At 73.6% G+C, this 26075-nt stretch carries 26 protein-coding genes and 2 pseudogenes; 10 read left to right on the forward strand and 18 right to left on the reverse strand.

Annotated features, from left to right (window positions below; genetic code table 11):
- Positions 1-9: 9 nt before the first annotated feature.
- The 6 genes from ACQEU6_RS14540 to ACQEU6_RS14565 all read right to left on the reverse strand — a co-directional run bounded on the left by ACQEU6_RS14540 (position 10) and on the right by ACQEU6_RS14565 (position 5871).
- Positions 10-1173 (reverse strand): pyridoxal phosphate-dependent aminotransferase, encoded by a 1164-nt coding sequence (locus tag ACQEU6_RS14540; RefSeq protein WP_499332285.1) that lies wholly within the window; start codon positions 1171-1173, stop codon positions 10-12.
- A 266-nt stretch (positions 1174-1439) separates the two neighbouring features.
- Positions 1440-2045 (reverse strand): response regulator transcription factor, encoded by a 606-nt coding sequence (locus tag ACQEU6_RS14545; protein ID WP_499332287.1) that lies wholly within the window; start codon positions 2043-2045, stop codon positions 1440-1442.
- A complete protein-coding gene (locus tag ACQEU6_RS14550; RefSeq protein WP_499332289.1) occupies positions 2042-3307 on the reverse strand; it encodes a sensor histidine kinase in 1266 nt (421 codons plus the stop codon). Before ACQEU6_RS14550 ends, ACQEU6_RS14545 begins: the two co-directional genes overlap by 4 nt.
- A 46-nt stretch (positions 3308-3353) precedes the next feature.
- Positions 3354-4163 carry an ABC transporter permease gene (locus ACQEU6_RS14555; protein WP_499332291.1) on the reverse strand — a complete coding sequence of 270 codons (810 nt, stop codon included), beginning with the start codon at positions 4161-4163 and terminating at the stop codon, positions 3354-3356.
- On the reverse strand, positions 4160-5104 hold the full coding sequence (locus tag ACQEU6_RS14560; protein ID WP_499332293.1) for an ABC transporter ATP-binding protein: 945 nt from the start codon (positions 5102-5104) through the stop codon (positions 4160-4162). Before ACQEU6_RS14560 ends, ACQEU6_RS14555 begins: the two co-directional genes overlap by 4 nt.
- 125 nt (positions 5105-5229) lie before the next feature.
- Complete coding sequence (locus ACQEU6_RS14565; protein WP_499332295.1) at positions 5230-5871, reverse strand: NAD(P)-dependent oxidoreductase; 642 nt, start codon at positions 5869-5871, stop codon at positions 5230-5232.
- 33 nt (positions 5872-5904) lie between these two features.
- On the opposite strand from ACQEU6_RS14565, the gene ACQEU6_RS14570 reads away from it, so the two are divergent.
- Positions 5905-6165 carry a hypothetical protein gene (locus tag ACQEU6_RS14570; RefSeq protein ID WP_499332297.1) on the forward strand — a complete coding sequence of 87 codons (261 nt, stop codon included), beginning with the start codon at positions 5905-5907 and terminating at the stop codon, positions 6163-6165.
- On the opposite strand, the gene ACQEU6_RS14575 is transcribed toward ACQEU6_RS14570, so the two are convergent.
- Positions 6162-7568, reverse strand: a complete 1407-nt coding sequence (locus tag ACQEU6_RS14575) for an acyl-CoA synthetase (protein WP_499332298.1) — start codon at positions 7566-7568, stop codon at positions 6162-6164. The two genes, ACQEU6_RS14570 and ACQEU6_RS14575, sit on opposite strands and share 4 nt — an antisense overlap.
- Positions 7568-8734: a CaiB/BaiF CoA transferase family protein gene (locus ACQEU6_RS14580; protein WP_499332299.1), complete on the reverse strand. Its 1167-nt coding sequence runs from the start codon at positions 8732-8734 to the stop codon at positions 7568-7570. Before ACQEU6_RS14580 ends, ACQEU6_RS14575 begins: the two co-directional genes overlap by 1 nt.
- Before the next feature lie 80 nt (positions 8735-8814).
- Here ACQEU6_RS14580 and ACQEU6_RS14585 point away from each other — a divergent pair, with 80 nt between their 5' ends.
- A complete protein-coding gene (locus ACQEU6_RS14585) occupies positions 8815-9438 on the forward strand; it encodes a uridine kinase family protein (RefSeq protein WP_499332301.1) in 624 nt (207 codons plus the stop codon).
- On the opposite strand, the gene ACQEU6_RS14590 is transcribed toward ACQEU6_RS14585, so the two are convergent.
- Positions 9435-10649 carry a phospholipase D-like domain-containing protein gene (locus tag ACQEU6_RS14590; protein WP_499332303.1) on the reverse strand — a complete coding sequence of 405 codons (1215 nt, stop codon included), beginning with the start codon at positions 10647-10649 and terminating at the stop codon, positions 9435-9437. The genes ACQEU6_RS14585 and ACQEU6_RS14590 overlap by 4 nt on opposite strands.
- A gap of 359 nt (positions 10650-11008) precedes the next feature.
- Here ACQEU6_RS14590 and ACQEU6_RS14595 point away from each other — a divergent pair, with 359 nt between their 5' ends.
- The 3 genes from ACQEU6_RS14595 to ACQEU6_RS14605 are packed head-to-tail and all read left to right on the forward strand — an operon-like array spanning position 11009 to position 12661.
- The gene (locus ACQEU6_RS14595; protein ID WP_499332305.1) at positions 11009-11272 is read left to right on the forward strand and encodes a hypothetical protein; all 264 of its coding nucleotides are present in this window, start codon (positions 11009-11011) and stop codon (positions 11270-11272) included.
- Positions 11265-11852, forward strand: a complete 588-nt coding sequence (locus ACQEU6_RS14600) for a sigma-70 family RNA polymerase sigma factor (protein WP_499332306.1) — start codon at positions 11265-11267, stop codon at positions 11850-11852. Before ACQEU6_RS14595 ends, ACQEU6_RS14600 begins: the two co-directional genes overlap by 8 nt.
- Positions 11849-12661: a hypothetical protein gene (locus tag ACQEU6_RS14605; RefSeq protein WP_499332308.1), complete on the forward strand. Its 813-nt coding sequence runs from the start codon at positions 11849-11851 to the stop codon at positions 12659-12661. The genes ACQEU6_RS14600 and ACQEU6_RS14605 overlap by 4 nt, the downstream gene beginning before the upstream one ends.
- A gap of 3 nt (positions 12662-12664) precedes the next feature.
- Here ACQEU6_RS14605 and ACQEU6_RS14610 read toward each other — a convergent pair whose 3' ends face one another.
- Together ACQEU6_RS14610 and ACQEU6_RS14615 are read right to left on the reverse strand one after the other, a co-directional pair.
- Positions 12665-13339, reverse strand: a complete 675-nt coding sequence (locus ACQEU6_RS14610) for an MmyB family transcriptional regulator (protein WP_499340196.1) — start codon at positions 13337-13339, stop codon at positions 12665-12667.
- Positions 13340-13508: 169 nt separating this feature from the next.
- Positions 13509-13796, reverse strand: a pseudogene (locus tag ACQEU6_RS14615) (helix-turn-helix domain-containing protein); the annotation flags it as partial.
- On the opposite strand from ACQEU6_RS14615, the gene ACQEU6_RS14620 reads away from it, so the two are divergent.
- From ACQEU6_RS14620 to ACQEU6_RS14630, 3 genes and pseudogenes are all read left to right on the forward strand, one after another.
- Complete coding sequence (locus ACQEU6_RS14620) at positions 13789-14223, forward strand: VOC family protein (protein WP_499332309.1); 435 nt, start codon at positions 13789-13791, stop codon at positions 14221-14223. The pseudogene ACQEU6_RS14615 and the gene ACQEU6_RS14620 sit on opposite strands and share 8 nt — an antisense overlap.
- A gap of 14 nt (positions 14224-14237) precedes the next feature.
- A pseudogene (locus ACQEU6_RS14625) lies at positions 14238-14607 on the forward strand (transposase family protein); the annotation flags it as partial.
- A gap of 119 nt (positions 14608-14726) precedes the next feature.
- Complete coding sequence (locus tag ACQEU6_RS14630) at positions 14727-15110, forward strand: DUF1877 family protein (protein ID WP_499332311.1); 384 nt, start codon at positions 14727-14729, stop codon at positions 15108-15110.
- 317 nt (positions 15111-15427) lie between these two features.
- On the opposite strand, the gene ACQEU6_RS14635 is transcribed toward ACQEU6_RS14630, so the two are convergent.
- The 3 genes from ACQEU6_RS14635 to ACQEU6_RS14645 form a co-directional block, all read right to left on the reverse strand.
- A complete protein-coding gene (locus tag ACQEU6_RS14635) occupies positions 15428-15808 on the reverse strand; it encodes a hypothetical protein (RefSeq protein ID WP_499332313.1) in 381 nt (126 codons plus the stop codon).
- 88 nt (positions 15809-15896) lie between these two features.
- Positions 15897-17750: a hydantoinase B/oxoprolinase family protein gene (locus tag ACQEU6_RS14640; RefSeq protein ID WP_499332315.1), complete on the reverse strand. Its 1854-nt coding sequence runs from the start codon at positions 17748-17750 to the stop codon at positions 15897-15899.
- On the reverse strand, positions 17747-19786 hold the full coding sequence (locus ACQEU6_RS14645; RefSeq protein WP_499332316.1) for a hydantoinase/oxoprolinase family protein: 2040 nt from the start codon (positions 19784-19786) through the stop codon (positions 17747-17749). Before ACQEU6_RS14645 ends, ACQEU6_RS14640 begins: the two co-directional genes overlap by 4 nt.
- A gap of 143 nt (positions 19787-19929) precedes the next feature.
- On the opposite strand from ACQEU6_RS14645, the gene ACQEU6_RS14650 reads away from it, so the two are divergent.
- Positions 19930-20304, forward strand: a complete 375-nt coding sequence (locus ACQEU6_RS14650; RefSeq protein WP_499332318.1) for an FKBP-type peptidyl-prolyl cis-trans isomerase — start codon at positions 19930-19932, stop codon at positions 20302-20304.
- 73 nt (positions 20305-20377) lie between these two features.
- Here the strand turns inward: ACQEU6_RS14650 and ACQEU6_RS14655 are convergent, their stop codons facing one another.
- Positions 20378-21007 (reverse strand): SRPBCC family protein, encoded by a 630-nt coding sequence (locus ACQEU6_RS14655; RefSeq protein ID WP_499332319.1) that lies wholly within the window; start codon positions 21005-21007, stop codon positions 20378-20380.
- 224 nt (positions 21008-21231) lie between these two features.
- On the opposite strand from ACQEU6_RS14655, the gene ACQEU6_RS14660 reads away from it, so the two are divergent.
- Positions 21232-22077 (forward strand): polysaccharide deacetylase family protein, encoded by an 846-nt coding sequence (locus tag ACQEU6_RS14660; protein WP_499332320.1) that lies wholly within the window; start codon positions 21232-21234, stop codon positions 22075-22077.
- A gap of 149 nt (positions 22078-22226) precedes the next feature.
- On the opposite strand, the gene cutA is transcribed toward ACQEU6_RS14660, so the two are convergent.
- The 3 genes from cutA to ACQEU6_RS14675 are packed head-to-tail and all read right to left on the reverse strand — an operon-like array spanning position 22227 to position 26071.
- Positions 22227-24641, reverse strand: a complete 2415-nt coding sequence (cutA, locus tag ACQEU6_RS14665) for an aerobic carbon-monoxide dehydrogenase large subunit (RefSeq protein ID WP_499332322.1) — start codon at positions 24639-24641, stop codon at positions 22227-22229.
- Positions 24642-25208 carry a (2Fe-2S)-binding protein gene (locus ACQEU6_RS14670; protein WP_499332323.1) on the reverse strand — a complete coding sequence of 189 codons (567 nt, stop codon included), beginning with the start codon at positions 25206-25208 and terminating at the stop codon, positions 24642-24644.
- On the reverse strand, positions 25208-26071 hold the full coding sequence (locus tag ACQEU6_RS14675) for an FAD binding domain-containing protein (RefSeq protein ID WP_499332325.1): 864 nt from the start codon (positions 26069-26071) through the stop codon (positions 25208-25210). The genes ACQEU6_RS14670 and ACQEU6_RS14675 overlap by 1 nt, the downstream gene beginning before the upstream one ends.
- Positions 26072-26075 lie beyond the last annotated feature (4 nt).

The raw sequence follows: 26075 nt of genomic DNA on the forward strand, positions 1-26075 counted from the left end.
GCGGCCCCCTCAGCGCAGGCGGGCGAGGCGGCTCACGGCCTCGTCGATGACCTCGTCCTTCTTGCAGAACGCGAACCGGACGAAGTGGGCGCCCGCCTCGGCGTGGTCGTAGAACACCTGGCTGGGGATCGCGACGACGCCCGCCTTCTCCGGCAGGGCGCGGGCCAGCTCCCTGCCGTCGGTGAAGCCGAGGGGGCGGATGTCGGCCTGCACGAAATAGGTGCCCTGCGGGCGGAAGGCGGCGAACCCGGCCGCCTCAAGGCCGGTGATGAGCCGGTCGCGCTTGGCCTGGAGCGACTTGCGCAGCTCCTCCACCCACGGGATCTCGTCGCGCAGCGCGTACGCGGCGGCGTGCTGGTACGGGGCGCTGACGGCGTAGGTGAGGAACTGCTTCACGGTCTGGACGGCCCGGACGTGGCGGGCGGGCGCCGTCACCCACCCGGTCTTCCAGCCGGTGACGGAGAACGACTTGCCCGCGGACGACACCGACACCGTCCGCTCGCGCATGCCGTCGAGCGTCGCCAGCGGGATGTGCTCGGCCTCGTCGAACGTCAGGTACTCGTACACCTCGTCGGTGATCGCCACCAGGTCCCGCTCCCGGCAGACGTCCGCGATGACCTCCAGCTCGTCCCGGGTGAACACGGTGCCGGACGGGTTGTGCGGCGAGTTCACCAGGATCGCCCGGGTGCGGGGGCCGACGGCGGCGCGCAGCTCGTCCGGGTCGAAGGTGAAGCGCCCCTCCACCGGGCGCAGCGTGACGGCCCTGCGCACGGCCCCGGCGAGCGCGATCACGGCCGCGTAGGAGTCGTAGTACGGCTCGAACACGACGACCTCGTCGCCCGGCCCCGCCAGCGCCAGCACGGACGCGGCGATCCCCTCGGTGGCGCCCACGGTCACGAACACCTCGGTCGCCGGATCGAACGCCAGCCCGTACCGCTCCAGCCGCTGCGCCGCCACGGCCTCGCGGAGTCCGAGGAGCCCGGGACCGGGCGGGTACTGGTTCGCGCCCGTCCGGATGGCCTCCACCGCCGCGTCCAGGACCCCGGCCGGGCCTTCCTCGTCCGGGAAGCCCTGGCCGAGGTTGATGGCCCCGGTCCGGACGGCGAGAGCCGACATCTCAGCGAAGATCGTCTCGCCGAATCCCCGCATGCGCTCGACCAATGGCTCGCTCACGCCCCCAGACTAGGCCGTGCCTCGAAGTCCCGGCCCACTTCGCTCGCCTGGCGGCTGTGTTCATTCAGTCCCGGCCCACTTCGCTCGCCTGGCGGCTCGCTACGTGACCGGGCCCGGGCGAACGCGGCATCGCTTCGCGATCTGCCCGGTTCCGCTCGCCTCCGGCTTCGCTCCACCGGCCAGGTCACGCGTTCGCGCGCATCGCCGCGGCCACTTCGAGACACCCGGCACGGGGCCGCGGCGCCGGCGGGAGGAGTTCCCGCGGGTCAGATCCAGCCCATGTCGATCGCGGCGCGGGCGGCGCGGACGCGGGTGGGCTCGCCCATCTTCGCCATGGCGGTGGACAGGTAGTTGCGGACGGTGCCCTCGGACAGGTGCAGGTCGGCCGCGATGCGGGCGGTCTCGGCGCCGGACCCGGCGAGGCGGAGCACGTCGCGCTCGCGCTCGGAGAGCGGGTTGTCGCCGGCGGCCATCGCGCTCGCGGCGAGCTCGGCGTCCAGGTACCGGCCGCCGCCGTGGATCTTGCGGATGGCGCTGGCGAGCTCCTCGGTGGGGGCGTCCTTGGCGACGAAGCCGCGGACCCCGGCGGACATGGCGCGGCGCAGGTAGCCGGGGCGGCCGAAGCTCGTGAGGATGCACACCGCGCAGCGGGCGCCGGAGGCGTGCAGCCTCTCGGCGACGGCGAGGCCGTCGGCGCCCGGCATCTCGATGTCGAGGACGGCCACGTCCGGGTCGTAGGCGGAGACGGCGCCGGCGACCTCGTCGCCGCGGCCGACCTCGGCGACGACCTCCAGGTCGGGTTCCAGGCCGAGCAGGGCGGCGACGGCGCCGCGGATGAGGTGCTCGTCGTCGGCGAGCAGGACACGGATCACGCGGCGCTCCCGGCCGGGAGCGTCCGGCCGGCGGCCCCGTCCCCGTCCCGCCCGCGCTCGGGCGGGAGCGGGACGGCGGCGCGCAGCAGGAACCCGTCGCGGCCGTGCCGGCCCGCGGTGATCTCGCCGCCGAGCACGGCGACGCGTTCGGTGAGGCCGGTCAGGCCCGAGCCCGCGGTGTTCTCGGCGCCGCGGACGCCGTCGTTGCGCATCTCCAGGACCACGGAGTCACCGTAGGGGGCGTCGCCGTACACACCGAGGCCGATCGCGCAGGTTCTCGCCTCGCTGTGCTTGATGACGTTGGTGGCGCCCTCGCGGATCACCCAGGCGAGCACCGAGCGGACCTCCGACGGCAGGCCGTCCGGCAGGGGGCCGATCTCGCAGCGCACGCCGGCGGCCTCCAGCACGGCCCGGACCCCGGCCAGTTCGGCGTCCAGCTCCACGGCCCGGTAGCCGCGGACGGCGGCGCGGACCTCCCGGAGGGCCTCCCTCGCGGCGCGCTGGACGTCGGCCATCTCCGCGCCCGCCCGGTCGGGGTCGTCGCGCACCGTCCGCTTGGCCAGCTCGCTCTTCACCGCGATGAGGGACAGGCTGTGGCCGAGCAGGTCGTGCAGGTCGCGGGAGAAGCGGAGCCGCTCCTCGGTGACCGCGAGCCGGGCGAGGGCGTCGCGGGCCGCGTAGGCCTCCTGGTGCAGCTCCCACATGCGCCGCTGGTACCGGTTGACGAACACGACGAACCCGCAGGTCGCGGTGTACAGGGCGGCCAGCACCGGGAAGATCGCGTACCAGGGGGCGTCGCTGTCGGGGTACAGGCGCTCCGCGGCCGCCGTGGCGACCACCCCGCAGTACACCCCGGTGCCCGCGCACAGCGAGACGATCCGTCTCCGTCCCATCGGCGACAGCACCACGGCCGAGACCCAGAAGACGGGGACGACGCTGAACCACGGGCCGGTGAGCATCATCAGGCTCAGCGCGGCGGAGACGGCGCCGCTGCCCACGACGTCGCGTCTGGACGCGGTGCCTTCGAGGCCGGCCCGGACGAGGCGCGTGTAGTACCAGGCGAGCACCGCCAGCCCCGCGACGACGGCGGCGATGACGGGCACGCCCACGTCGCCCTTCGTGTAGGCGCTTTCGAGCCCGAACAGGCCGGGCAGGATGAAGCCCACGGCGGCGAACATGAACGAGCGGTAGGTCACCCGCCGGTAGCGCTCCAGCCTGCGGGCGGCCTGTTCCTCGATGTCCGCCGTGGTCGCGACCGCCATGTCCTGTCCTCCTCGCATCGCACTGTAACGGTGGGTCGGCGGTGCGTCAGGCGCGGCGCGGCTCCCACCGGAACCAGCGGGCGGCCAGGAGGCGGCCGAACGCGGCCCAGAAGGCCAGGACGAGGAACGGCCGCACGCAGCCGAGCCAGCCCTCCGCGAGGCCGACGGACGGGTGGCCGGGCCGGTGCACGAAGTCCTGGCCGAAGTAGCCCGTCCGGACGATCTCCACGACCGGGCTGAGCGGGACCCACCGGCAGGCCTCCTGGACCCAGCCGGGCAGGCCGTCCATCGGGAACATGACGCCGGCCCCGAGCATGCAGCCGAACATGATCGGCAGGACGGTGAGCTGCGCCAGCTCCGCGTTCGGGGTGATCCCCGAGACGGCGAACGCGAGCGTCGCGAACACGGCGGCGCCGCCCGCGAGACCGGCCAGCACCAGGACCGGGTCGGCGGGGACCCGGCCGCCCATCGCGGCGCCGAGCAGGACCAGCAGCGCGGCGGCCTGCACCGCGTACAGCGCGGTCGCGGTGAGGACGCCGCCCGCGGTGATCTCCGCGTCCGAGAGGGCGGTGCCGCGCAGCCGCTTGAGCGTGCGGTCCTCGCGGCGGGCGGTGAGCACGTTGACGAGGTTCATGAAGACGGCGAAGACCAGGAAGAACCCCAGGTGCCCGGTGCCCTGGAGGAGGGCGCCGTCCACGCCGTCGATCCTCTGGCCGCGGACCGGGACGAGCATGGCCGCGAACAGCAGCGGGAGGCCGGCGGCGGTGAACAGGGCCGTCCGGTTCCGCCAGAGCAGGGTGAGGTCGAGCCGGGCGACGCGCAGCACGGCGGTGGCGCTGATCTCGGCGGGGCTCATCGGGGGGCTCCTTCGGCGGTGCGCAGGAAGACGTCTTCGAGGGAGGCGCTGCGCGCCCGCAGGCCGTCCAGCCGGACTCCCTCCTCGTCGGCCCAGCGCAGCAGCTCGTAGAGCCCCGCCTGGAGCCCGGGGTCGTCGCCGCGGCGGGAGGGGACGGCGTAGGACGCGACGGCGCGCCCGCCCTCCACCCGGACGTCGGCGCGGACGCCCCGCAGCGGCGGCAGTTCGGCGACCTGGAGGCGCTCGGGCAGCCGGAAGTCGATGCGGTCGCCGTGCCCGGAGACGACGTCGGCGACCGTGCCGGACGCCTCGATCCGGCCGCGGTGCAGGATCGCGAGCCGGTCGGCGAGGTGCTCGGCCTCCTCCAGGTAGTGGGTGGTGAGCAGGACGGCCGTGCCCCCGGACACCACCTCCTCGACGATGTCCCAGGTCGCGCGCCGGGCCTCGGGGTCCATGCCGCTCGTCGGCTCGTCCAGGAACAGGACGTCGGGCCTGCCGAGCAGGGCCAGCGCGAGGTCGAGGCGGCGTTTCTGGCCGCCGGACAGCTGCCGGACCCGCACGTCCGCCTTGTCGGCGAGCCCGGCCAGGCCGACGGCCTCGTCGCGCTCGCGCGGTGAGCGGGTGAAGCCGCGCCAGTGCTCGATGGTCTCGGCGACGGTGAGGTCGGTGAAGAAGCCGCCGTCCTGCAGCATGATGCCCATGCGCGGGCGGACCCTGCGGCGCTCGCGGTGCGGGTCGTGGCCGAGGACCCGGACCGTGCCCTCGTGGACGGTCCGGTGCCCCTCCAGCGTCTCCAGGGTGGTGGTCTTGCCCGCGCCGTTCGTGCCGAGCAGCGCGAACAGCTCCCCCGCCGCGACGTCGAACGAGATCCCGGCGACGGCCTCGAAGTCCCCGTACCGCTGGCGGAGGCCGTCGACGCGGATGGCAGGGTTCGTCTCCATGACACCAGCGTCGCGACCGCGCGGGCGCCCCGGTAGAAGCGCGTGTCACCGGTTCCGGCGGCGCGCCGTCAGGCGATCGGCATGACAGGTGTCATGTCCGCGGGCGGCCGGCGCGCGGCCTCGGCTCAGCTCGCGACGCTGACGACGCGCCCGAGGGTGGACGGGTCGCCGGTGACGTCGAGGAGCGCGGTGGCCAGGTCGGCGCGGGCGATGGACGCGCCGCCGAGGACGTTGCGGTCGACCGCCCGGCGGTAGCGGCCGTTGCCGGGGCCGCCGGTGAGGAGCGGCGGGCGGACGATCGTCCAGCCGAGGCCGCAGTCGCGGGTGAGGGCCTCGGCGGCGCGCATGTCGGCGAACGCGTGCTTGAGGAGCGGCCCGAGGACGAGCGGCTTGACCACGAACCGGGTGACCGGGTCGTCGCCCGGCCCGGCGTGGAGCCCGGAGGCGCTGGTCAGCACGAACCGCTCGGTCCCGGCGGCCCGCATGGCCGCGGTGATGCTGCGCGCGCTGTCCGCGCAGACGCTGGTCGGCCGGCGGCCGTCGCGGGTGCCGATCGCGGTGACGACGGCGTCGCGTCCCTTGACCGCCTCCTCGATCGCGGCCGGGTCCATGACGTCGGCCCGCAGGACGTCGGCGCAGGCCCGGACCTCGCCGGGCAGGGCGGCGGGATCGCGGACGACGGCGGTGACCTCGTGCCCGGCGTCCAGCGCGCGCCGGACCACCTGGACGCCGGTGCCGCCGGTCGCTCCGAACACCGTGAGCCTCATCGTGTCCTCCTGAACGCCCGAGGGGGCGGGGGGGTGAGTGAGTACTTACTTCGCAGGTACGGCGCGGGCCCTCAGGGCCCGGTGCTGGCGCTGACCCGCTATCTGGACGCCGAACGCGACTTCGGCCGCGTCGCCGCCTCCGCCGACACGGGGGCCGCGGCGGCCCTGATGATGGGCGCGTGCTTCCAGCAGGGCTTCCTGCTGTACTTCGCGGAGGGCGAGGATGCCGCCGACCAGCCCGAGTCGTTCGCCCGCGGCCTGGTCCGGCCCGTTCTCGCGGAGCTGCTCCCCTAGGGCTCGCCCAGGCGGGCCTTGACGACCTTGCCCATGGCGTTGCGGGGCAGGGAGCCGACCATGTGCACGACGCGGGGCCGCTTGTGCGCCGACAGGCGCTCGGCCACGAAGTCGACGAGCTGCTCCTCGCCGACCCCGTCCGCGACGACGTAGGCCGTGACCTGCTCGCCGAGGTCGTCGTGCGGCGTGCCGACGACGGCGGCCTCCCGCACGGCGGGGTGGGCGAGCAGCGCGTTCTCGATCTCGCCCGCGCCGATCCGGTAGCCGCCGCTCTTGATGAGGTCGGTGGAGGCGCGGCCCACGATCCGGTGCCAGCCGTCCGGGTCGATCACGGCGATGTCGCCGGTGCGGAACCAGCCGTCCGGCGTGAACGACCTCGCGGTGGCCTCGGGCCGGTTGAGGTACCCCTTGAACAGCAGCGGCGCGCGGACGTGCAGCTCGCCGGGCGTCTCCCCGTCCGGGGGGACGGCGGCCGAGCCGTCCTCGGCGACCAGGCGGGTCTCGACGCCGGGCAGCGGCGTGCCGACGTAGCCGGGGCGCCGGTCGCCCTCGGCGCGGGCGCTGATCGTGATGAGGGTCTCGGTCATGCCGTACCGCTCGACCGGGCGGTGCCCGGTGAGGGCCGCGAGCCGCTCGAAGACGGGCACGGGCAGCGGCGCGCTCCCGGACACCAGCAGCCGCGCGCCGCGCAGGGCCTCGGCGGCGGACGGGTCCGCCGCCGTCCTCGACCAGACTGTGGGGACGCCGAAGAACAGGCTGCCGCCGTCGTCCCGCGCCGCCGCCGCGTACAGCTCCGGCTTGGGGCGCCCGGTGTGGACGAGGGGCGAACCGACCCGCAGGGGCCCGAGCACGCCGAGGACGAGCCCGTGGACGTGGAACAGCGGGAGCCCGTGGACCAGGACGTCGCCGGGCGTCCAGGCCCAGGCCTCGGCGAGCGCGTCGAGCCCTGCGGCGATGGCGCCCCGCGAGATGAGGACGCCCTTCGGCGGGCCCGTCGTCCCGCTCGTGTAGAGGATCAGGGCGGTCGCGTCGGCGGGAATCCCGTCGCCGCCGTCGCCGCCGCTCGCGTGGCCGGGCAACCGGTCGACCGGGAGGAGCGGCGGCTCGCCGCCGCAGACCTCCGTCCCCGCGCTCGCGAGGATCAGGCTCGCGCCGGAGTCGCCGAGGATGTGCGCCCGCTCGGCGGGTCCGGAGTCGGGGGGCAGCGGCACCACGGGGACGCCCGCGAGGAGGCCGCCGACGACCGCCGCGACCGTCTCCAGGGACGCCGTGGCGTGCACGGCGACCGCGTCCGCGCCCCGGATCTCCGCCGCGACGGCGGCCGCCCGGCCGAACAGCTCGTCGCGCGGCAGCTCCCGTCCGGCGACCCGAACCGGGCCGCCCGTCCCGCCGAGCAGATCCATCACTGGCCCCTCTCCTCGTTCTCCCGTTCCTCAAGCCAGGACATGACCGCGCCGGTGTGCTCGCCGAGCAGCGGCGGCGCGGTGTGCCCGCGCGGCGGCGCGCCGTCGAAGCGCAGCGGCGGCCCCGGCAGCTCGATCGGCCCGAGCTGCGGGTGGTCGACCTCGATGACCAGGCCCTGCGAACGGGTCTGCTCCCACCCGTACACCTCGTCGATCGACCGGATCGCGCCCGCCGGGACGCCCGCCTCGCCGAACCGCGCGAGCCAGGCGTCGCGCGTGCCGGACGCGAGGACCCGCTCGATGTCGGCGGTCAGCTCGGCGCGCCGGGCCGCGCGGTCGGGGATCGTCGCGTAGCGGGCGTCATTGGGGTCCAGGCCGACGATCGGCGCGAACCTGCGCCACAGGTTCTGGTTCGCGACGCCGATCTGGATCTGCCCGTCCTCGCAGCGGAACGTCCCGTACGGGGCGATCGACGGATGGTCGTTGCCGACCGACTCGGGGGCCTCGCCGGCGACGGTCCAGCGCGTCCCCTGGAACATGTGGGCGCCGACCACCGAGGCCAGCAGCGAGGTGCGCACGACGGTCCCGCGCCCCGTGCGGGTCCGCTCGTAGAGGGCGGCCAGCACGCCCGCGACGCCGTTGCCCGCGGCCAGGAGGTCGGCGATCGACAGGCCGACCTTGCTCGGCGTGCCGGGCGGCCCCGTCACGCTCATGATCCCCGCCTCGCCCTGCACGATGGCGTCGTAGCCGGGCCGCCCGCCCTCGGGCCCGTCGTGCCCGAACCCGGTGATGGACAGGACGATCAGCCCCGGGTTCAGCTCGTTCAGCCGCTCCACCGGGAAGCCGAGCCGGTCGAGCACCCCGGCCCGGAAGTTCTCCACCAGCACGTCGGCCTGCCGGACGAGCCGGGCGAGGACGTCCCGGCCCTCGTCCGACTTCAGGTCGAGGGTGATCGACTCCTTGTTCCGGTTGATCGACAGGTAGTAGGTGCTCACCCGGTCCGGGCCCGCGAACGGCGGGCCCCAGCCCCGGGTCTCGTCACCGGCGCCGGGCTGCTCGACCTTGATCACGCGGGCGCCGAGGTCGGCGAGCGTCATGGTGGCCTGGGGGCCCGCCACGACGCGGCTCAGGTCGACGATCACGACGCCTTCGAGCGGTCCGGGCAAGGGACGTTCTCCTTCCGGGGGCTCCGGGGGGCGGCTCCGTCCGGAGGCGCGGCTCCCCCGGCGGGCCGGTACCTGGAAGTATGCCGTCCGTGCCGCGATCCGCCGTGACCTACCCCGCGCTCGCCGCGCGGCTGCTCGCGCTGCCGCCGTCCTGCGGCCCGGTGCGGGTCGTCGCGGTGGACGGCCCGAGCGGCGCGGGCAAGTCGACGTTCGCGGGCCATCTGGCGGAGGTCCTGGTCGGCGCGCCGGTCGTCCGGTCCGACGACTTCCGGGTGCCGTGGGACGCGGACCCGCTCACCTGGTGGCGGCCCCTGCGCCGCGCGGTGCTCGGCCCGCTGCGGGACGGGCGCCCGGCCGTGCTGCGCCGCTACGACTGGCGCCACGACCGCTACGGCCCCGAGGAGGGCATCCCGCCCGCGCCCGTCCTCGTCGTCGAGGGCGTCGGCTCCGCCTGGGCGAAGGCGCCCGCCGCCTACCGGATCTGGATCGACGCGCCCTACGGCCTGCGCCGCGACCGGGCCCTCGACCGGGACGGCGCCGAGTACGCCGGAGCCTGGGAGGACTGGGCCGTCCGCGAGCAGGCCCACTTCGCCGCCGACGCCACCGTCGACCGCTGCGACCTCCTCGTGGACGGCACCGCCTTCACCCCGTACCGCTTCACGGTCCTTCCCCGGAACCCCGGGCTCCCGGTCCCCGGGGTCTAGAGGAAACGGCGAATGGGGGCGATCGACATCTCCTTGGCCCGCTGGGTGACGGAACGCCGGGCCCACCGCGCGTGGTCGACCCGCTGACTGCGGGCGAGGTCCTCGTCGAAATGGGCGTCCAGAGTCGCGGTCAGATCCGGGTCGATCACGGCGAGCATGACCTCCTCGTCGTGGTCCATCGACCGCCGGTTGAAGTTCGTGGAACCGATGAGCGACACCATTCCGTCCATGGTGAGGATTTTCGTGTGCAGCATCGCCGGCTGGAACTGGTTGATGCGCACTCCGCACTTCAGAAGGTCCTCGTAATGGCGCTGGCTCGCCAGCCGGCTCACGCGCTTGTCGGCGAACGGGCCGGGAAGGAGCATCTCCACCTCGACGCCGCGGGCGACGGTCTCGCAGAGCAGGTCGACGAAGTAGTCGTCGGGGGCGAAATAGGCGGAGGCCACCCGCAGCCGCTTCTCCGCCAACTGGAGAACGACGCGCAGGAGGGTCTGCATGTCCTGCCATCCGACGCCGGCCGACCCCCGCACGACCTGCACGACGGCGTCACCGGCCGGTTCGTGGCCGGCGAAGGAGTCGCGGTCGTCGAACAGCATGTCGTGGCACTCGGCCCAGTTCTGCGCGAACGCCGCCGCGATGCCGTCGACCGCGGACCCGCGGACCCGGAAATGGCTGTCGCGCCATTCGCTCTCGTCGCGGGCGTCACCGCACCATTCCTCCGCGATTCCGACACCGCCGGTGAAGGCCACCCGCTCGTCCACCACCAGCACCTTGCGGTGGCAGCGGTGGTTCTGCTTGAACGGCGACACGTACACGGGCCTGCGGAACCAGGCGACCGTCACGCCCGCCCGCTCCATCCGCTCCACCAGGTCCTTCTCGATCTTCCAGGCGCCGATGCCGTCCAGGAGCAACCGGACCCGCACCCCCTCGCGGGCGCGCTCCGACAGCGCGTCGGCGAACCGGTGGGCGATGTCGCCGCGCCAGTACACGTAGGTCATCATGTCGACGGTGCGCCGCGCCCCGGCGATCTCCTCCAGCATCCGGGGGAAGATCTCGTCCCCGTTGCGCAGGGGCGCCACGGCGTTGCCCTCCGTCGCCGCCACCCCGATCAGGCGCTCCAGAGCACGGCGGATCCGGTACGCGCGCTCGCCGGGCGAGGAGGAGAGCAGGTCGTCTCCGGGGGGCGTCGGCTCCTGCTGCGACACGGTCATCTGCGGTCTTCTCCTAACGCCAGGGCCAACGATCGGCGGACCCGCGCCGCCCTACCGAAAGCACGAATCCGATCGTCGCTCGGCCGGGATGCGTCCCCCCGGAAGCGCGTTTCATGCCGCCGCGCCGCGGGCCGAGAGCAAATCGACATCATTTCCCGCCACACAATGCACGCGTCCGGGCACCGAGCGTGCCGCCACCCGGCATGGTCCTGACAACCCCCCAGAATTGCCGCCCGCGGGCGGGACCATCCCGAAGAAAGATCGAAATGCGAGCCGCCCTTACCGGTGACTCGGGGGTCGAAGACCCGGCGCCGCATCACGTCAGACGGCCGCCCGCCAGCGGACGGGCGAGATCATTCATGGGACGGGGGAAGAAGTTCTCGACTCCGGCCTTCGCGTTGATCTTCGTTGCGGCCCTCTACCTGATGACGGCCCGCCACGCCTCGGCACGCCACCCGGGCGGCCAGGACGGGCCAGAAGAGGAGGAAACGGACGCCATGGACACCTCGACGGTCCTGGCGGCGCTGGGCGTACTGGCTCCGCCACTGGCCGCTGTGATCACAGTGGCCGACGCCCGGCTGCGCGCCCGCCGCGATCACCGGCCGCCGGTCGGCGATGAGTAGCGATGGCGGCCCCGAGCCAGCCCCGCCGCTTCCGGCCCCGGCCGGCGGGCATCGCGAAGCCGGCCCCCCCGACCATCTGGCGGCGACGCCGCAAGAGTTCCGGGACTTCCTCGAAGCCGAATACGACCTGCTGGTGCGGTTCGTGATGCGCGCCGGGGCAAGCCTGCCCGACGCCGAGGACGCCGTTCAGCACACGGCCATGCAAGGCTGGCGCACGGTCCAACGCGGCCAGTGGCATCACATCGTCCGCCCGCGGGCGTGGGCTCGCAAGGTGGCGCTCAACCATCACCGCTCCCAGCGCGACAGGGCCGGGGCCCCGCTCGGCCCCGACACCGATCCCCCGGCGGCAGGTCCCGGACACGCGGAGCTGACCGGCCAGGCACGTGACCTGATCCGCGTCCTGCGACTCCTGGACCGGGACTGCCGCGCGGTGATCGCCTTCGACCTGGACGACGTCCCGGGTGCCGACATCGCCGCCGCCCTCGGCATGACCCCCAGGCGGGTCCGGGACCTGCGGGCCAAGGCGCGCAGGCAGATGAGGCGGCATCTGGCGCTCGGCGGATTCGAGGAACGGCCATGAGCGGCTTCAGGCCGGGTTCCGACGATTACCCGCTCACCGACAACGCTCTGACCGTCTTCCTGGCGCGGGGCGATGCCGCGCTGCTCCGGCACGTCCGCGCCCACTCGCACCTCGGTCAGGTTCTGGGCAGGCTGCTGGAGCCGGGCGCGGAAACGAAGACCGGTTCGTTCCCGGTTCCCTCTGCGGGGGCCTCGCGAGAGTCCGGCCACGGCGCCGAGAAGCAGGTCCGGGTTCTGGCGCTGGCCGAGGTCGTGGTCCTTGATCGTGTCCGTGGAGACGCCCGCGTTCTCGCAGATGACGTCGTCGAGTCCCTGGAGGTTGACGGCGATCCCGACTCTCTCTTCGCCTACGTGCGCGACCAGATCTCCGTTCACCGGCTCGTCGGCGACCTGGACCTCGCCGTCGACCTCGCCCTGGATCTCGATGACGCCCTCGAAGGCCGCCTCACCGACCGGCTCGCCGGCGCCCGGACCATGATCCGAGACATCATCGACGGCAGCGGGTCCGCCCGGGCCGTCGCCCGCTGCTCCGGCCTCGCTCGCGAAACCGAGGCCGCTCTGGACCTCGCCCGAAGCGTCGTCCACGACCTGTTCGGCGAAGTGATCGATGTCGCGGGACTGGACCTGGCCCTTCTGGACCGGGCCGCCCTGCACTACCGCGACGCCGACGAGATCGTGCGTGCACTGGCCGGCGTGGTGTGGGACGAGGCCACCCGATGGCACTGGCTCCAGTGGACGGTCACCGCCTCCTCCGAGGAGGTGAGCCCGGGGGTCTTCCGTGTGCGGGACGGCACGGAACGAAGCCCGTGATCGTCACGTCGGAGGCGAGGAAGTCGAGCACTCTGGTCCAGGTCGGCTCGGACGCTGCGGGGTCGTGGTCGGGGAACTCGGGGTCGGTGTAGAAGTGGCCGACACCCGGGTAGCGGACGCCGGAAGCACGGCGGGAGCGTGCAGCAGGAGAACCCCTGCGGCATCGGGGCGCCCGGGCCGGACCGCGCCGACGACGCCCGCGCCCATCGAGAGTCCGGCGAGCACGGTCTCGTCCGGCATGGCTTGGAGGGCGCGGCGGGCACGCCCGACCACCGTCGTCCAGCCGACCTGCTCGCCCGGCGCCGCGGTCAGGACGACGATCTTCCGGTCCGCGTCGCCGTCGGTCATGACGTCGCAGTCCACCGTGACCGGCCCGACCGAGGGATGCTCGACGATCTTGCGGTTCTCCCAGTGCGCGCCGACCGCGCCGGCCGCCCACAGCGCGGCGAAGCGTTCGCTGCCCGCGGCGAGCTCGCGGATCAGGTCCCTCAGCCGGGCGCTCTCGGGGAAGCGTCCGGTGGCGCGGCGCAGGTCGGAGACCAGCGCGGACTCGACCGCCTCCTGGTCGAGCGTGTGCACGGGCCAGTGCGACAGGCACGGGCCGTCGCCGCCGCTCGGGAAGGTGTCGCGGGCGAAGTTGCGGAGCCGCGGCCGGGTCCCCGAGGGGTCGCCCAGCAGCGCGGCCCAGCCGCGGTTCCAACCAGATCAGCCGCCAGTCCGCGGCGAAGACCGCGGCGGCGGTGTCGTCCAGCCGGGTGAGCAGGCGCTGGAGGCCGGGCGGGATGTGATCGGAGATCTCCCGGCCCGATGGCGGGACCAGACCGGCCAGCCGGTGGAGATGATCCCGCTCGGCGCCGGTGAGCCGCAGGGCGCGGGCGAGAGCGGCGACCACCTGCGCCGAGGGCGTCGTGGCGCGGCCCTGCTCCAGACGCACGACATAGTCGACGGAGATCCCGGCGAGTTCGGCGAGTTCCTCGCGGCGCAGCCCCTTCGCCCTGCGGCCACGCCCGCTCGGCGGGCCCGCCCTCTCCGGAGCGATGCGGTCTCGCCAGTCGAGGGTGGTACCCGTTGTCCTGCCGTCGACCGGTCTCTGGCGGCATGCCCGGCCAGGGGCGAGGGTTGACCGCATGAGCATCTCCCTCTCCCACGATCATGTCGGCATCAGCGCGACCCCCGGGGATCTGGACGCCGCCATCGCCTGGTACTCCAGGACACTCGGTTTCGCCGTCGACCGGCGGTTCGACGTCCACGGCATGACGTTCGCGTTCCTGGTCCACGGCGACGTCAAGATCGAACTGGTGGCGGGCGCCTCGAACCGCCAGGCGCCGGCCGGCGACATCCTGTCGAGCATGTCCCCGGCGCGCCTGCACCACGTCTGCCTCGCCGTCGCCGACCTCGACGCGGCCGTCTCCGAGCTGCGCGACCTGGGCGTGGAACTGCTCGGCGAGCCCATGGCGGTGCCGGAGATCGGTCAACGCATCGCGTTCATCAGCGACAACCTCGGAAACATCATCGAGCTCGCCGAACCCGGCACCTGGCCCGCGGACCGCGGGCGGAGCTGACCGGGCCGCACTAGCTGGTGCTGGACGGCACGCTGATCCATACCGACCGGGTCAAGGCCGACCGACCGTACTTCTCTGGCAAGCGCCGCGTGCGTGGGATGAACATCCAGGTCATCGCCTCACCTGATCATCACTCTGGCCGACAAGGCCTATCAGGGAGCCGAGGGACCGGTCCGCACCCCGTACAAGGGCAAGAACAAGCCCGAGTCCCAGAAGCGGGCCACCCGCTCCCACGCCAAGCTGCGCGGGCCCGGCGAACGCGCGAACGCCCAGTTGAAGACCTGGAAAATCCTTCGCAAGCTACGCTGCAGCCCGAGCAAGGCCGGCCACCTCTGCAAGGCCATTGCCGTCCTTCAGAACCACCGCGTTGCTCAGGCCGCCTGAGGATAAAGGAGGTTCAACGTTTCCAATGCGTGGCCGTGCCGCGCTACGATCACCCGAAGATCCACGCACATATGTGTCGGCCGCCGAAGGCCAGGTCACGGTATACGAGGGAGGTGGCCGTGGAGATCTACATCGACGTTGTCAGAGACGGAAAGAAACTCGGCAGCTACGACCTCGACACGAGCGCGCACTATCTCCGCGTGGGGCTGGAGACCCTGGGGCTCGACGGCGACGAGATCGTTCACGGGGAGGGAGGTCCGGACGGTGCTGACGCCGAGGAGTCGGAGGAAGGATTCGTGGGACGACTCACCTCCGAGCAGGTCAAGGTCTTCTGGGAACACCTCTCCCCCGTCACTGTCGAGCAGTTCATGACGGGCCTACGGACGACCGAGAACGTCAAGGTCGACGACGAGGAGTACTTCGCGCTGTACTTCGCCGACCTCAAGAAGGCGTACAGCGCGGCCGTTCGCGCGGACGCGGGTATGACGATGTCCTGGTACTGACGGCCCGCATTTGTTCGAGTTCCACGCCTTCAGGCGAACGCACAACTCGCGATCATGCTGCGATCACCGGCCTCTGCCGAGGATGAAAACAGCTCAATGTTCGAAACAGCAGACCGCGCCACTCCGATGATCTTTCCGCACCGAGTTAGCGACATCCCCTCCCGTTCCCGCAAGCTCTCAGGCGTCAGGAGTCGACGGTGGCGGAGGTGGCGCCGTCGGGTCGGCCCACACGTCAGTTCTCGGTGTCCTTCGGGTGGCGGGTAAGTCCCATTCGTGATCTGGGGCGGGACCGTGACCCTGTCCCCCTCGCTCGGGGCTCATGGATCGACTTCCACCGGGCCGAAGTCACCGCTGGTGGGCCGCATCGCATCCTCATGCTGCTGAGGGTCCGCCTTGATGCGCGCGGTGGCACGCCATCCGACGATCACCTCGTTGAGGGACGTGTCGAGATCGGGCTCGGCCGCGTCCGAGAGTGCCTCGACCAGTTCCACCGTGAAGGCGCGGACCTCCTCGGTGCTCAGATGACGCACCCACGGGAACACGTCCGGTATGGCGAGCAGCAGCTCACGGGCACCCGGATCATGCTTCATGAGCGCGACGAAGATCCGTGACGCGGTGGCCAGCGACTCGTCGCGCCGCTCTTCGCGGTCGGCGGCCGTGAGGTAGAAGTCCGGCGCGTCGCGATGGGTGACGCGCACCCGCCCCAACCTGGTGGCCCGCTCTGCGACGGCCCGCGGGTTGCGGGACAGGTCGGAGAAGGTGGCCGAGTCTGGTTCGCGTGGAGTCTCAGGGGTCGAGGGTGTCGACTTCGGCGGAGGTGGCGCCGCCGGAGAGTTGGGGGTAGCCGGGGCCGCGGTCGAAGAACGGGACGGGGCCGCGTTCCGCGCGGAGGCGTGCGCGCAGCGTCTCGGTCGCCTCGGCGTCCACGGCGGAGCCGGGCGGCACGGACCCGGCGGACAGCCCGGAGCCGTCGGTGAGGACGACGCCGTAGTCGTCCTGGGCGGCGGCCGGGGAGACCTTGCCGTCGCGGACGTCGGCCGCCACGCGGGAGGGGTCGCGGTTCAGCGGGTCGCCCCAGCCGCCCCCGCCGGTCGTGCGGACGCGGATGACCTGCCCGGCGCGGACGGGGTGGTCGTCGACGAGGCCGTCCATCTCCTCGCCGTCGATGTCGACGCGGAACGGGCGTCCCGCGCGGCCGCCGTTGACGCCCCAGCACGACAGGATGGAGCGGTCGGCGATCGACATGTAGCGGGCGTCGCGGAGCATCCGGATGTGCTTGTCGTAGCCGAGGCCGCCGCGGTGCTCCCCCGGCCCGCCCGAGTCGACGGCGAGGCCGAGGCGTTCGACGACGAAGGGCCAGCGGGCCTCGGCGAACTCGGCGGGGATGTTGCGGGAGTCGGGCACGACGTGGATGGTGTCCTCGCCGTCGGCGTAGTAGCGGCCGCCGGAGCCGCCGCCGAGCACCTCCCGCATCAGGTAGGGGCCGCGGTCGTACTCGCCGTAGACGCCCGTGTAGCGGATCGTCTCCTGGTCGGCGGGCATCCGGCCGCCCGTCGCCTTGGCCAGCACGCCCGCGAGGACGCCGAGCAGCCGCAGGATGACGAACGTGCGGGCGTTGGTCGGGGCGGGGAACACGGGCGTGAGCAGCGTGCCCTTCTCGGGGAACCGCATCTCGACGAGCGGCACCACGCCCTCGTTGACGTCGAGTTCGGCGGCGCGCTCCGGGGTGTCGGCGAGGTTGCGCAGGACGGGCGCCAGCCACTTCTTCAGGAACACCCCGTCCACGTAGTCGCCCGCGTGGTTGATGGGCCCCTTGGCCTGCGGGGACGTCCCGGTGAAGTCGATGACGAGCGGGACGGCGGCCGCCTTGTCGACCGTCAGCGTGATGCGCTGGGCGTGCAGGCGGGGCGGGTCCACGCCGTCGTGCTCGGCGTAGTCCTCCCACACGAACGTCCCGTCCGGGATCTTGGCGAGCAGCTCGCGGCGGAACGTCTCGGTGGTCCGGTCGATGATCGCGTCGAAGCAGTCCTCGACGGCGGCGCGGCCGTAGCGGGCGAACAGCTCGCCGAGGCGGCGGGCGCCCATCAGGCAGGCCGAGCACTCGGCGTCCAGGTCGCCGGCGAGCGAGTCGGGCATCCGCGAGTTGCGGGTCATGATGGTCAGCGCGGCCCGGTTCGGCACGCCGCGGTCCCACAGCTTGATCGGCGGGACCATCAGGCCCTCCTCGAACGCGCTGCGGGCGTGGCTCGGCATCGACCCCGGGACGGCGCCGCCGATGTCGTCGTGGTGGCCGAACGCCTGGACGAACGCGACCACCGCGTCGCCGTGGAACACCGGGACCGTCACGCACAGGTCCGGCAGGTGCCCGATGCCGCCTTCGGACAGGTAGACGTCGTTGTGGAAGAAGACGTCGCCGGGCCGCATCTCCTCCAGCGGGAAGTCGCGGGCGACCGGCTGGACGAGCGCCGAGTAGGACCGTCCGGTCAGCTTGCGCAGGCGGCGGTCGTGGATCCCGGCGCGGAAGTCGTGCGCGTCGCGGATCATCGGCGAGCGGGCGGTGCGGGCGATGGCCGTCTCGACCTCCCGCTCCACCGACGCCAGCGTCCCCTCGACGATCTCCAGCAGGACCGGGTCGGTCATCGGGTCACCACCAGGTTGCCGTGGCCGTCGAGGGTCGCGGTGAAGCCGGGGTGCAGCGGGAGCGTCGAGCCGAACTCCTCGACGACGGCCGGGCCCCGCACGGCGTCGCCGGGCGCGAGGTCGTCGCGGCGGTAGACGGCCGCCTCCTCCCACGCCTCGAAGTAGACCTTCCGGGTGCCGGTGCGGGCCCGCGACGCGTCGCCGTCCCCGGGCGGACGCTCGGCCGGCCTCGGCCGCTCGATGGGGCCGATGCCGGAGACCCGCAGGTTGACCCACTCGACCGGATGGCGCGGGTCGTCCCGGTAGCAGTACCCGTAGAGGGCCTCGTGCGCGTCGTGGAAGCGGCGGACGACCTCCGCGCGCAGGTGCTCGTCCGGCGGCCCGGCCGGGGCGGCGACCCGCACCTCGAACGCCTGGCCGTAGTAGCGCAGGTCGGCGGAGCGGGCGAAGCGGCGGCGGTCCTCGGGGAACCCCTCGCGGGCCAGGGCCCCGGCGGCCTCGGCTTCGAGCTCGGCGTAGACGCCGGCGAGGAGCGCGGGGTCGAGTTCGGCGTCGCGGACGACCCGGGTGCGGACGTAGTCGTTCTTCACGTCCACCGTGAGCAGCCCGAACGCCGACAGGTTGCCGGGGTTCTCCGGGACGACCGCGGCGGGCAGCCCGAGGACGTCGAGCAGCCGGCACGCCAGCAGGGGCCCGGAGCCGCCGAACGCGACGAGCGGGTAGTCGCGCACGTCCAGGCCGCGCTTCACGGTGATCTGCCGGATGGCGTTGGCCTGGTTCCACGCGGAGATCTCCAGGATCCCGGCGGCGGCCCGCTCGACCGGCAGGCCGAGCTCCCCGGCGAGGGCCTCCAGGCCCCGGCGGGCGGCGTCCACGTCCAGCGGCACCTCGCCGCCCAGCAGGTGCGGCGGGATGCGGCCGAGGACGGCGTGCGCGTCGGTCACCGTTGCCTCGGCGCCGCCGCGCCCGTAGCACAGCGGCCCGGGGTCGGCCCCGGCGCTGCGCGGCCCGACCTTCAGCGCGCCCTCGGGCGAGCGCCACGCGACCGACCCGCCGCCCGCGCCGACGGTCACGATGTCGATCATCGGGATCTTGACGGGGTGGCGGCCGACGGACCCCTCGGTGGTGAGGGTCGGCTCGCCGTCCAGGACGACCGCGACGTCGGTGGACGTCCCGCCGCCGTCCAGCGTCACCACCGAGCCGTGCCCGCCGCGCGCGACCACGAACGCCGCGCCGAGCGCCCCGGCCGCCGGGCCGGACAGCACGGTCGTGATCGGCTGCCGCGCCACCTCCTCCGCCGACAGGACGCCGCCGTTGCTCTTCATCACCAGCGGCCGGGCCGCGGCGCGCTCGGCGATCCGCGCGAGGTAGCCGTTCATCGCGGGCTTGACGGCGGCGTCGACGAGCGTCGTCACCGACCGCTCGTACTCGCGGTACTCGCGCAGCACCTCGCACGACAGCGACACGACCGCGCCGGGGTGCTCGCGGGCCAGCACGTCCCGCATGGCGAGCTCGTGGGACGGGTCGGCGTAGGAGTGCAGGAAGCAGACCCCGATCGCGAGGACGCCCTGGTCGCGGAACCAGCGCGCCGCCGCGACCGCCGACTCCTCGTCGAACGGGCGCAGCTCGGCGCCGGTGTGGTCGAGCCGGCCGCCGACCGCCCGCACCCGGTGCGCGGGGACGATCCTCGGCGGTTTCACCCAGAAGTAGCTGTTGCCGTAGCCGTCCGGGACGCTCTGCCTGGCGATCTCCAGGATCGACTCGAAGCCCTCGGTGGTGACGAACCCGAGGTCGTCGATCCGGTCCTCCAGGAGCCGGTTCGTCGCGACCGTCGTGCCGTGCGACAGCGCCGCGACGTCCCCGGGCTCCGCGCCGGCCAGCCGGAGGACCTTGGCGAGGCCGTCGGCGAAGCCCTCGGCCGGGTCGGAGGGCGTGGAGGGCGTCTTGGTGGTGACGAGGGTCCCGTCCCCGTCCAGCGCGACGACGTCGGTGAACGTCCCGCCCGTGTCGATGCCGATCCGCAGCCGCCTCGCCATGACCAGAGGTCTACCGGACGCCGGCCACCTGCGAAACCGTCGCAATCTGCCAACGGGTGCGTCGTTCTTTCGTGACCCGCGTGCGGATAGGCTGAGCAGCTCTGTTCTGTCCTCACATCTGACGAGACCGCTGGAGCCCGTTCATGGCGCTTGAACGCCCCGAGATCGACTTCCCCGAGGGCCAGCCGCCCGCCTACCTCGACATCACCGACATCACCGAGGGCGACGGCCCCGAGGCCGCCAAGGGCTCGCAGGTGTCGATGCACTACGTCGGCGTGTCGTGGTCGACCGGCGAGGAGTTCGACGCGTCCTGGAACCGCGGCGGGACGCTGGACTTCGAGCTCGGTTCCGGCCGCGTCATCAAGGGCTGGGACATGGGCATCGCCGGGATGAAGGTCGGCGGCCGCCGCAAGCTCGTCATCCCGCCGCACCTGGCCTACGGCGACCGCAGCCCGAGCCCCGCCATCAAGCCCGGCGAGACGCTCATCTTCGTCGTCGACCTGGTCGGCGTCAGCTAGCGGCACCTGACGGCGGGCGTCCCGGGCGAGATCGGCCCGAGGCGCCCGCCGTCGCCGTTTCCGGGCGGGCGTGTCAGCGGGCGCGGCGGCCGATGAGGTAGCCGACCGCGACTCCCGCCAGGGCGACCGCTCCCCCGGCCCCGAACGCGACGGCCATCGGAAGCCAGGCCGGGGGCGGAGCCGCGGCCGCGGCGCGCCCCGGGTACACGGCGGGCCCCGGAGGGACCGCGCCCGCGGCGGCCGGGGCCGGCGCGGCGGCCGGCGCCGGGGCGGTGAGGTCGCGTTCGACGGCGGCGAAGAACTCGCCCGCGGTGCGCTTGGCGACGCTGCCGAGCATCCGCTGCCCGACGCCGCCGACCATCCCGCCGACGACCGCGTCCGCGTCGTAGTCGATCCGGGTCGAGCCGTCGCCGTCCGACAGCCGGACGCGGACCGTGGCGTCCACCGTGCCGGGCGCGCCCTGGCCGCGGGCGCGCAGCGTGAACGAGCGCGGCGGATCGGGGTCGGCCAGCTCGACCTGCCCCACGTAGGTGCCCTGGATCGAGGCGACTCCCGCGGTGACCGTCATGCGGTAGGCGCCGTCCCCCGTCTCCTCCAGGGAGCGGCACCCGGGGATCGTCCTCGCCAGCACGGCCGGGTCCTGGAGCGCGTCCCAGACGCGGTCGAGCGGCGCGGCGACGCTGGCACTGCCGGTGAGCTGCATGACCCGACTTTAGAGAACCCCGCCGCCTCCCCGAACGGCAACTTCTGCCGAGTACACGCCGAGGATTGGGCAGATGCGCCCCCGGGGGCTCTGGGAATGGTCAGATATGTCCGCCAGGTTGCGCGCGGGTGCGAACTCCGGTCGCCACTCGCGCGTCAACCGATGCGGACCCACTGCACCTCCCCGAGAACTGCAGACCCCCGAGCGAACGGAGTACGCGGCCGATGCCAGGGAAGACGCCCGTGATCGCCATGGTCGCCGCCGGAGTGTTCGGCGTGGCCGCGGGCGGCTGGCCCGTCGTGACCGCCCGGCTGGGCGGCGAGTCCGGCCCGTCCATGCGGACGCAGCTCGCCTCCGTCCTCGACGACCAGCGGTGGGCGACGCCCAAGCCCGGCTCCTGGACGATGCCGCAGCCCGCCGCGAACGGCCTGCCGCCCGTCGTCAGGCAGATCGGGACGCAGGAGCGCGTGGTCTTCCTGACCATCGACGACGGCTACACCTACGACTCGGAGTTCGTGAACCTCGTCCGCAAGGAGAAGGTCCCCATCCTGACGTTCCTGACCTCCACCTACATCAAGGGGCAGGGGCAGTACTTCTGGGCCATGCGCAACGCGGGTTCGCCGATGGAGAACCACACCGTCGACCACCCCAACATGGCGACGCTGAGCGCCGAGGCGCAGAAGAAGCAGATCTGCGACTCCTCGGACGCCATCCAGAAGCAGTACGGGCACCGGCCGCAGATCTTCCGCCCCCCGTTCGGGAGCTACAACCAGACGACGCTGCAGGTCGCCAAGGAGTGCGGCATCAAGTCGGTGCTGCTGTGGTCGGCGGAGTTCTACAACGGCACCTCCGGGCCCGGCGTCGGCTACAACGGCTTCGCGCGCGCCGACGGCGCCAAGGGGTTCAAGCCCGGCGACATCATCCTCATGCACTACCGCAAGGGGCTCGCCCAGGAGTTCCAGATGATCCTCGGATGGATCAGGCAGGCCGGCTTCCGGCCCGCCGCCGTGCAGAACTACCTGCCGCGGTCACTGGGCGGAAACGCCCCCGACCAGCCGTCCCACGCCTGAAAGCGACCTTCCCGGAGGAAACACGGTTGGGCCGGAGGCCGGGGCGCTCTGTGCCTAAGGTCGGCACGCTGGCGGGGTCGAGGTCCCCTGCTTTTCCCGAGCCGACCCCGCCAGCCACGAACAGGACCGGCCCCGGAACCGGCGGAGCCTCAGGTGGCGCCGGCGCGTTCGCGGATCCGCAGTGACGGGTCGCCTGCGGCGCGCAGGCGGAGCGTGTACAGGTCGTCCGGGGAGATCGGCATCGCGTCCACCCGGATGCCCTCCGCGTCCTCGACCGCCGACGCGATCACCGCCGACACCGGGATGACCCCGGCCTCCCCCGCGCCCTTGACACCGAGCGGGTTCAGCGGCGACGGCGTCTCCAGGTGGTCGGTCTCGATGCGCGGGACCTCCGTCGCGTAGGGCATCAGGAAGTCCATGAAGGAGGCGTTGAGCAGCTGCCCCGACTCGTCGTACACCATCCGCTCGTACAGCGCGCCGCCGACGCCCTGCGCGACGCCGCCGTGGATCTGGCCCTCCACCACCATCGGGTTGACGAGCCGCCCGCAGTCGTGCACGACCGCGTACCGCAGGATCGCGACCTCGGCCGTGTCCGGGTCGACCTCCACGATCGCGGCGTGCGCGCCGGAGGCGAACGTGGAGCGCACCGGCGAGTAGTAGTCGCGGCCCTCCAGGCCGGGCTCGTCCCCGGCCGCCACGGGCGGCTCGGTGACCGGGCGGCCCACCGCGAACTGCGTCGCCGCGGCGGTCTCCTCGTCGAACGCGTACCGCAGCGGGTTGGACAGCACCGCCACCGTCCGCAGCGGCACCCCCGCCGACCGGTCGCCGCGCACGTGCACGACCCCGTCGGTGATCTCCAGGTCGCTCGGGTCGGCCTCCAGGGCCTCCCCCGCGATGCGCAGCGCCTTGCCGCGGACCTTCCGGCACGCCAGCGCGATCGCGTTGCCGCTCATCACCGCCGCGCGGGACGCGAACGTGCCGACCGCGTACCCGAACCGCCGGGTGTCGCCCGTCGTGACGTGCACGTCCTCGATGGGGACGCCCAGCTCGGCGGCGGCGATCTGCGCGAACACCGTCTCGTGGCTCTGGCCCTGCGAGGTGAGCCCGGTCGACACGTGCACCCGCCCCGCGGTGTCGATCTCGACGTGCCCGCCCTCGTAGGGGCCGACGCCCGTGCCCTCCACGTAGACGCCGAGGCCGATGCCGAGGCGGCGGCCCCGGGACGCGGCGGCGGCGCGCTCGGCCTCGAAGCCGTCCCAGCCGATCAGTTCGCGGGCCTTGCGGAGCAGCTCGGGGTAGTCCCCCGAGTCGTAGATGAGGGGGCGGCCGTCCTGGAACGTCAGGCCCTGGTCGTAGGGGAACTCGTCCGGCTGGATGACGTTGGCGGCGCGCACGTCGGCGCGGTCGCGGCCGAGGTGGCGGGCGATGCGGTCCATCGTCCGCTCCATGCAGAACACCCCCTGCGGGCGGCCCGCGCCCCGGTACGGGGTGACGATGAGGGTGTCGGTGTAGAGGCTGACGACCTCCGCCCGGTACGCGCCGATCTTGTAGGGGCCGAGGAGCTGGGTGGAGGTGACGATCGGGATGATGATCCCGTACGGGGTGTAGGCGCCGTGGTCGTGCAGGATCCGCACGTCCAGGCCGAGGACGCGGCCCCCGCCGTCGAAGCCGACGCGCACGTCCTGCACCTGCCCGCGCTCGTGCGCGGCGGAGACGAAGTGCTCGCGGCGGTCCTCGGTCCACTTGATCTCGCGGTCCAGCAGCCGCGCCGCCCACGGCACGAGGACCTCCTCGGGCCACGGGTGGACGATCTTCACGCCGAAGCCGCCGCCGACGTCCGGCGCGATCACCTCGACCTTCCCGTTCGGCATCCCGAGCCGCGCCGCGATCGCCGCCCGGACGCTGGTGGACGCCTGCGTGGACGAGTACACGCGCAGCGACCCGTCGTCGGCGTCCCACCGCGCGTACACGCCGCGGCCCTCCAGCGGCATGGACGCGCTGCGCTCGATGGAGAGCCGGAACTCCAGCACGTGCGGCGCGGCGGCGATCGCGGCGGGGGCGTCGCCGTTCTCCTGGACCAGGACGGCGCCCACGTTGCCGGGCACGTCGTCGTGGACCAGGTGCTCGGCGCGCTCCGCCGCCTCGATGCCGACGACGGCCGGGAGCGGCTCGTACTCGACGCGGATGCGCTCGACGGCGTCCTCCGCCAGGTAGCGGTCGCGGGCCACGACCATCGCGACGGGCTCGCCGACGTGCCGGACGACGTCGCGGGCGAGCGGGTACCCGGTGCGGCCGTGGGTCAGCGCGGGGTGCGGGATGAGCAGCGGCAGCGGGTCCCCGACCTTCCCGGGCAGGTCCTCCCAGGTGTAGACGGCGACCAGCCCGTCGACGTCGAGCGCCTCCGACACGTCGACGTCGACGATCCGGGCGTGCGCGTGCGGGGAGCGCACGAACGCCGCCGCGAGCGCGTCCCGCCCGAGGTCGTCGAGGTAGCGGCCGCGCCCGGTGAGGAGCCTGGCGTCCTCGCGCCGCTCGACCGGTTCACCGAAGACCCGGGTGCCCATTCACGCCTCCTCGGCCGTCTCTTCGCGGGGGGACGACCCCCCGCACCCCCCGGACCCGCTGAGTTCGTTCCGGGGGGACGACTCCCCGGACCCGCCGATCAGGTCGGCGGCGCGGTGCACCGACCTGACGATGTTCTGGTAGCCGGTGCAGCGGCACAGGTTCCCCGAGATCCCCTCCAGGACCTGGTCCTCCGTCGGGCGCGGCGTCTCCCGCAGCAGCGCCGTGACGGTGCAGAGGAAGCCGGGCGTGCAGAACCCGCACTGGAGCCCGTGGCACTCGCGGAAGGCGCGCTGCACCGGCGACGGCGTCCCGTCCGGAGCGGCGAGCCCCTCGACGGTGGTGACCTCGTGGCCCGCGGCGGTGACGGCGAACATCAGGCACGAGCGCACCGGGTCCCCGTCCAGCAGGACGGTGCAGCAGCCGCACACGCCGTGCTCGCAGCCGACGTGCGTGCCGGTGAGCCCGAGGTCGTGCCGGAGGAAGTCCGACAGCAGCCGCCGCGCCGGGACGCGGGCCGTGCGGTGCGTCCCGTTGACGGTCAGCGCCACCTCGAAGCCCTCGGCCATCAGTCCTCCGCCCGCCGCAGCGCCTCGGCCGCGGCCGCGTCCAGGGCGCGCTCGGCGAGCACGCCGGTCAGGTGGCGCCGGTAGCCGGCGCCCGCGTGGATGTCGGGCTCGGGGTCGATCCGCTCCCGGACGTGCGCGGCCGCGGCCGCCCAGTCGCCGCGGGGCCCGGCGGCGCCGGTCAGGTCGAGCACGAGCGGCGTCGGCGCGATGCCGAGGAACCCCGCCCGCGCGGAGGCGACCCGCAGGTCCTCGTCGAGGCCGACGACGGCGGCGACGCCGCTGAGCGCGTAGTCGCCGTGCCGCCGCGCCGTCTCGGCGAACGCGGAGCCGGTGCGGGGCGGCGCGGCCGGGAAGAACGCCGAGACGGCCAGCTCGCCGGGCTCCAGCGCCGACTCCAGCGGCCCGCGGAAGAACGCGGCGGCCGGGACGGTGCGGCGGCCCCGCGCCGACGCCGCCTCGACCGTCCCGCCGAGGACGGCCAGCACCGCGGGCATCTCGGCGGCGGGGTCGGCGTGCGCGAGGCTGCCGACGACGGTCCCCCGGTTGCGGATCACCGGGTGCGCGACGTGCCGGAGCGCCCGGCCGAGCAGCGGCTGCACGGCCGCCGCCTCCGCCGAGCGCTCCACCCGCGCGTGCCGGGCGAGCGCGCCGACCCGCACGCCCTGGTCGCCGACGTGCAGCGTGTCCAGTTCGGCGACGCGGTTGATGTCGACGAGGTCGGACGGCGCGGCCAGCCGCATGTTCAGCAGCGGGATGAGGCTCTGCCCGCCGGCGAGGACCTTCCCGCCGGGCGCGGCGGCCAGCGCGTCCAGGGCCTCGCCGAGCGTGCCCGGCGCGTGGTAACCGAACGGAGGTGGTTTCACCGCG

It is taken from the genome of Spirillospora sp. CA-108201, assembly GCF_050936235.1.
Classification (GTDB): domain Bacteria; phylum Actinomycetota; class Actinomycetes; order Streptosporangiales; family Streptosporangiaceae; genus Spirillospora.

Bases quoted from the DNA above. Each gene is read 5' to 3' on its own strand.
- ACQEU6_RS14550 (WP_499332289.1), bottom strand. From the start codon at position 3,307: ATGGCGGTCGCGACCACGGCGGACATCGAGGAACAGGCCGCCCGCAGG.
- ACQEU6_RS14555 (WP_499332291.1), bottom strand. From the start codon at position 4,163: ATGAGCCCCGCCGAGATCAGCGCCACCGCCGTGCTGCGCGTCGCCCGG.
- ACQEU6_RS14560 (WP_499332293.1), bottom strand. From the start codon at position 5,104: ATGGAGACGAACCCTGCCATCCGCGTCGACGGCCTCCGCCAGCGGTAC.
- ACQEU6_RS14565 (WP_499332295.1), bottom strand. From the start codon at position 5,871: ATGAGGCTCACGGTGTTCGGAGCGACCGGCGGCACCGGCGTCCAGGTG.
- ACQEU6_RS14575 (WP_499332298.1), bottom strand. From the start codon at position 7,568: ATGGATCTGCTCGGCGGGACGGGCGGCCCGGTTCGGGTCGCCGGACGG.
- ACQEU6_RS14585 (WP_499332301.1), top strand. From the start codon at position 8,815: ATGCCGTCCGTGCCGCGATCCGCCGTGACCTACCCCGCGCTCGCCGCG.
- ACQEU6_RS14590 (WP_499332303.1), bottom strand. From the start codon at position 10,649: ATGACCGTGTCGCAGCAGGAGCCGACGCCCCCCGGAGACGACCTGCTC.
- ACQEU6_RS14595 (WP_499332305.1), top strand. From the start codon at position 11,009: ATGGGACGGGGGAAGAAGTTCTCGACTCCGGCCTTCGCGTTGATCTTC.
- ACQEU6_RS14600 (WP_499332306.1), top strand. From the start codon at position 11,265: ATGAGTAGCGATGGCGGCCCCGAGCCAGCCCCGCCGCTTCCGGCCCCG.
- ACQEU6_RS14605 (WP_499332308.1), top strand. From the start codon at position 11,849: ATGAGCGGCTTCAGGCCGGGTTCCGACGATTACCCGCTCACCGACAAC.
- ACQEU6_RS14620 (WP_499332309.1), top strand. From the start codon at position 13,789: ATGAGCATCTCCCTCTCCCACGATCATGTCGGCATCAGCGCGACCCCC.
- ACQEU6_RS14640 (WP_499332315.1), bottom strand. From the start codon at position 17,750: ATGACCGACCCGGTCCTGCTGGAGATCGTCGAGGGGACGCTGGCGTCG.
- ACQEU6_RS14645 (WP_499332316.1), bottom strand. From the start codon at position 19,786: ATGGCGAGGCGGCTGCGGATCGGCATCGACACGGGCGGGACGTTCACC.
- ACQEU6_RS14650 (WP_499332318.1), top strand. From the start codon at position 19,930: ATGGCGCTTGAACGCCCCGAGATCGACTTCCCCGAGGGCCAGCCGCCC.
- ACQEU6_RS14655 (WP_499332319.1), bottom strand. From the start codon at position 21,007: ATGCAGCTCACCGGCAGTGCCAGCGTCGCCGCGCCGCTCGACCGCGTC.
- ACQEU6_RS14660 (WP_499332320.1), top strand. From the start codon at position 21,232: ATGCCAGGGAAGACGCCCGTGATCGCCATGGTCGCCGCCGGAGTGTTC.
- cutA (WP_499332322.1), bottom strand. From the start codon at position 24,641: ATGGGCACCCGGGTCTTCGGTGAACCGGTCGAGCGGCGCGAGGACGCC.
- ACQEU6_RS14670 (WP_499332323.1), bottom strand. From the start codon at position 25,208: ATGGCCGAGGGCTTCGAGGTGGCGCTGACCGTCAACGGGACGCACCGC.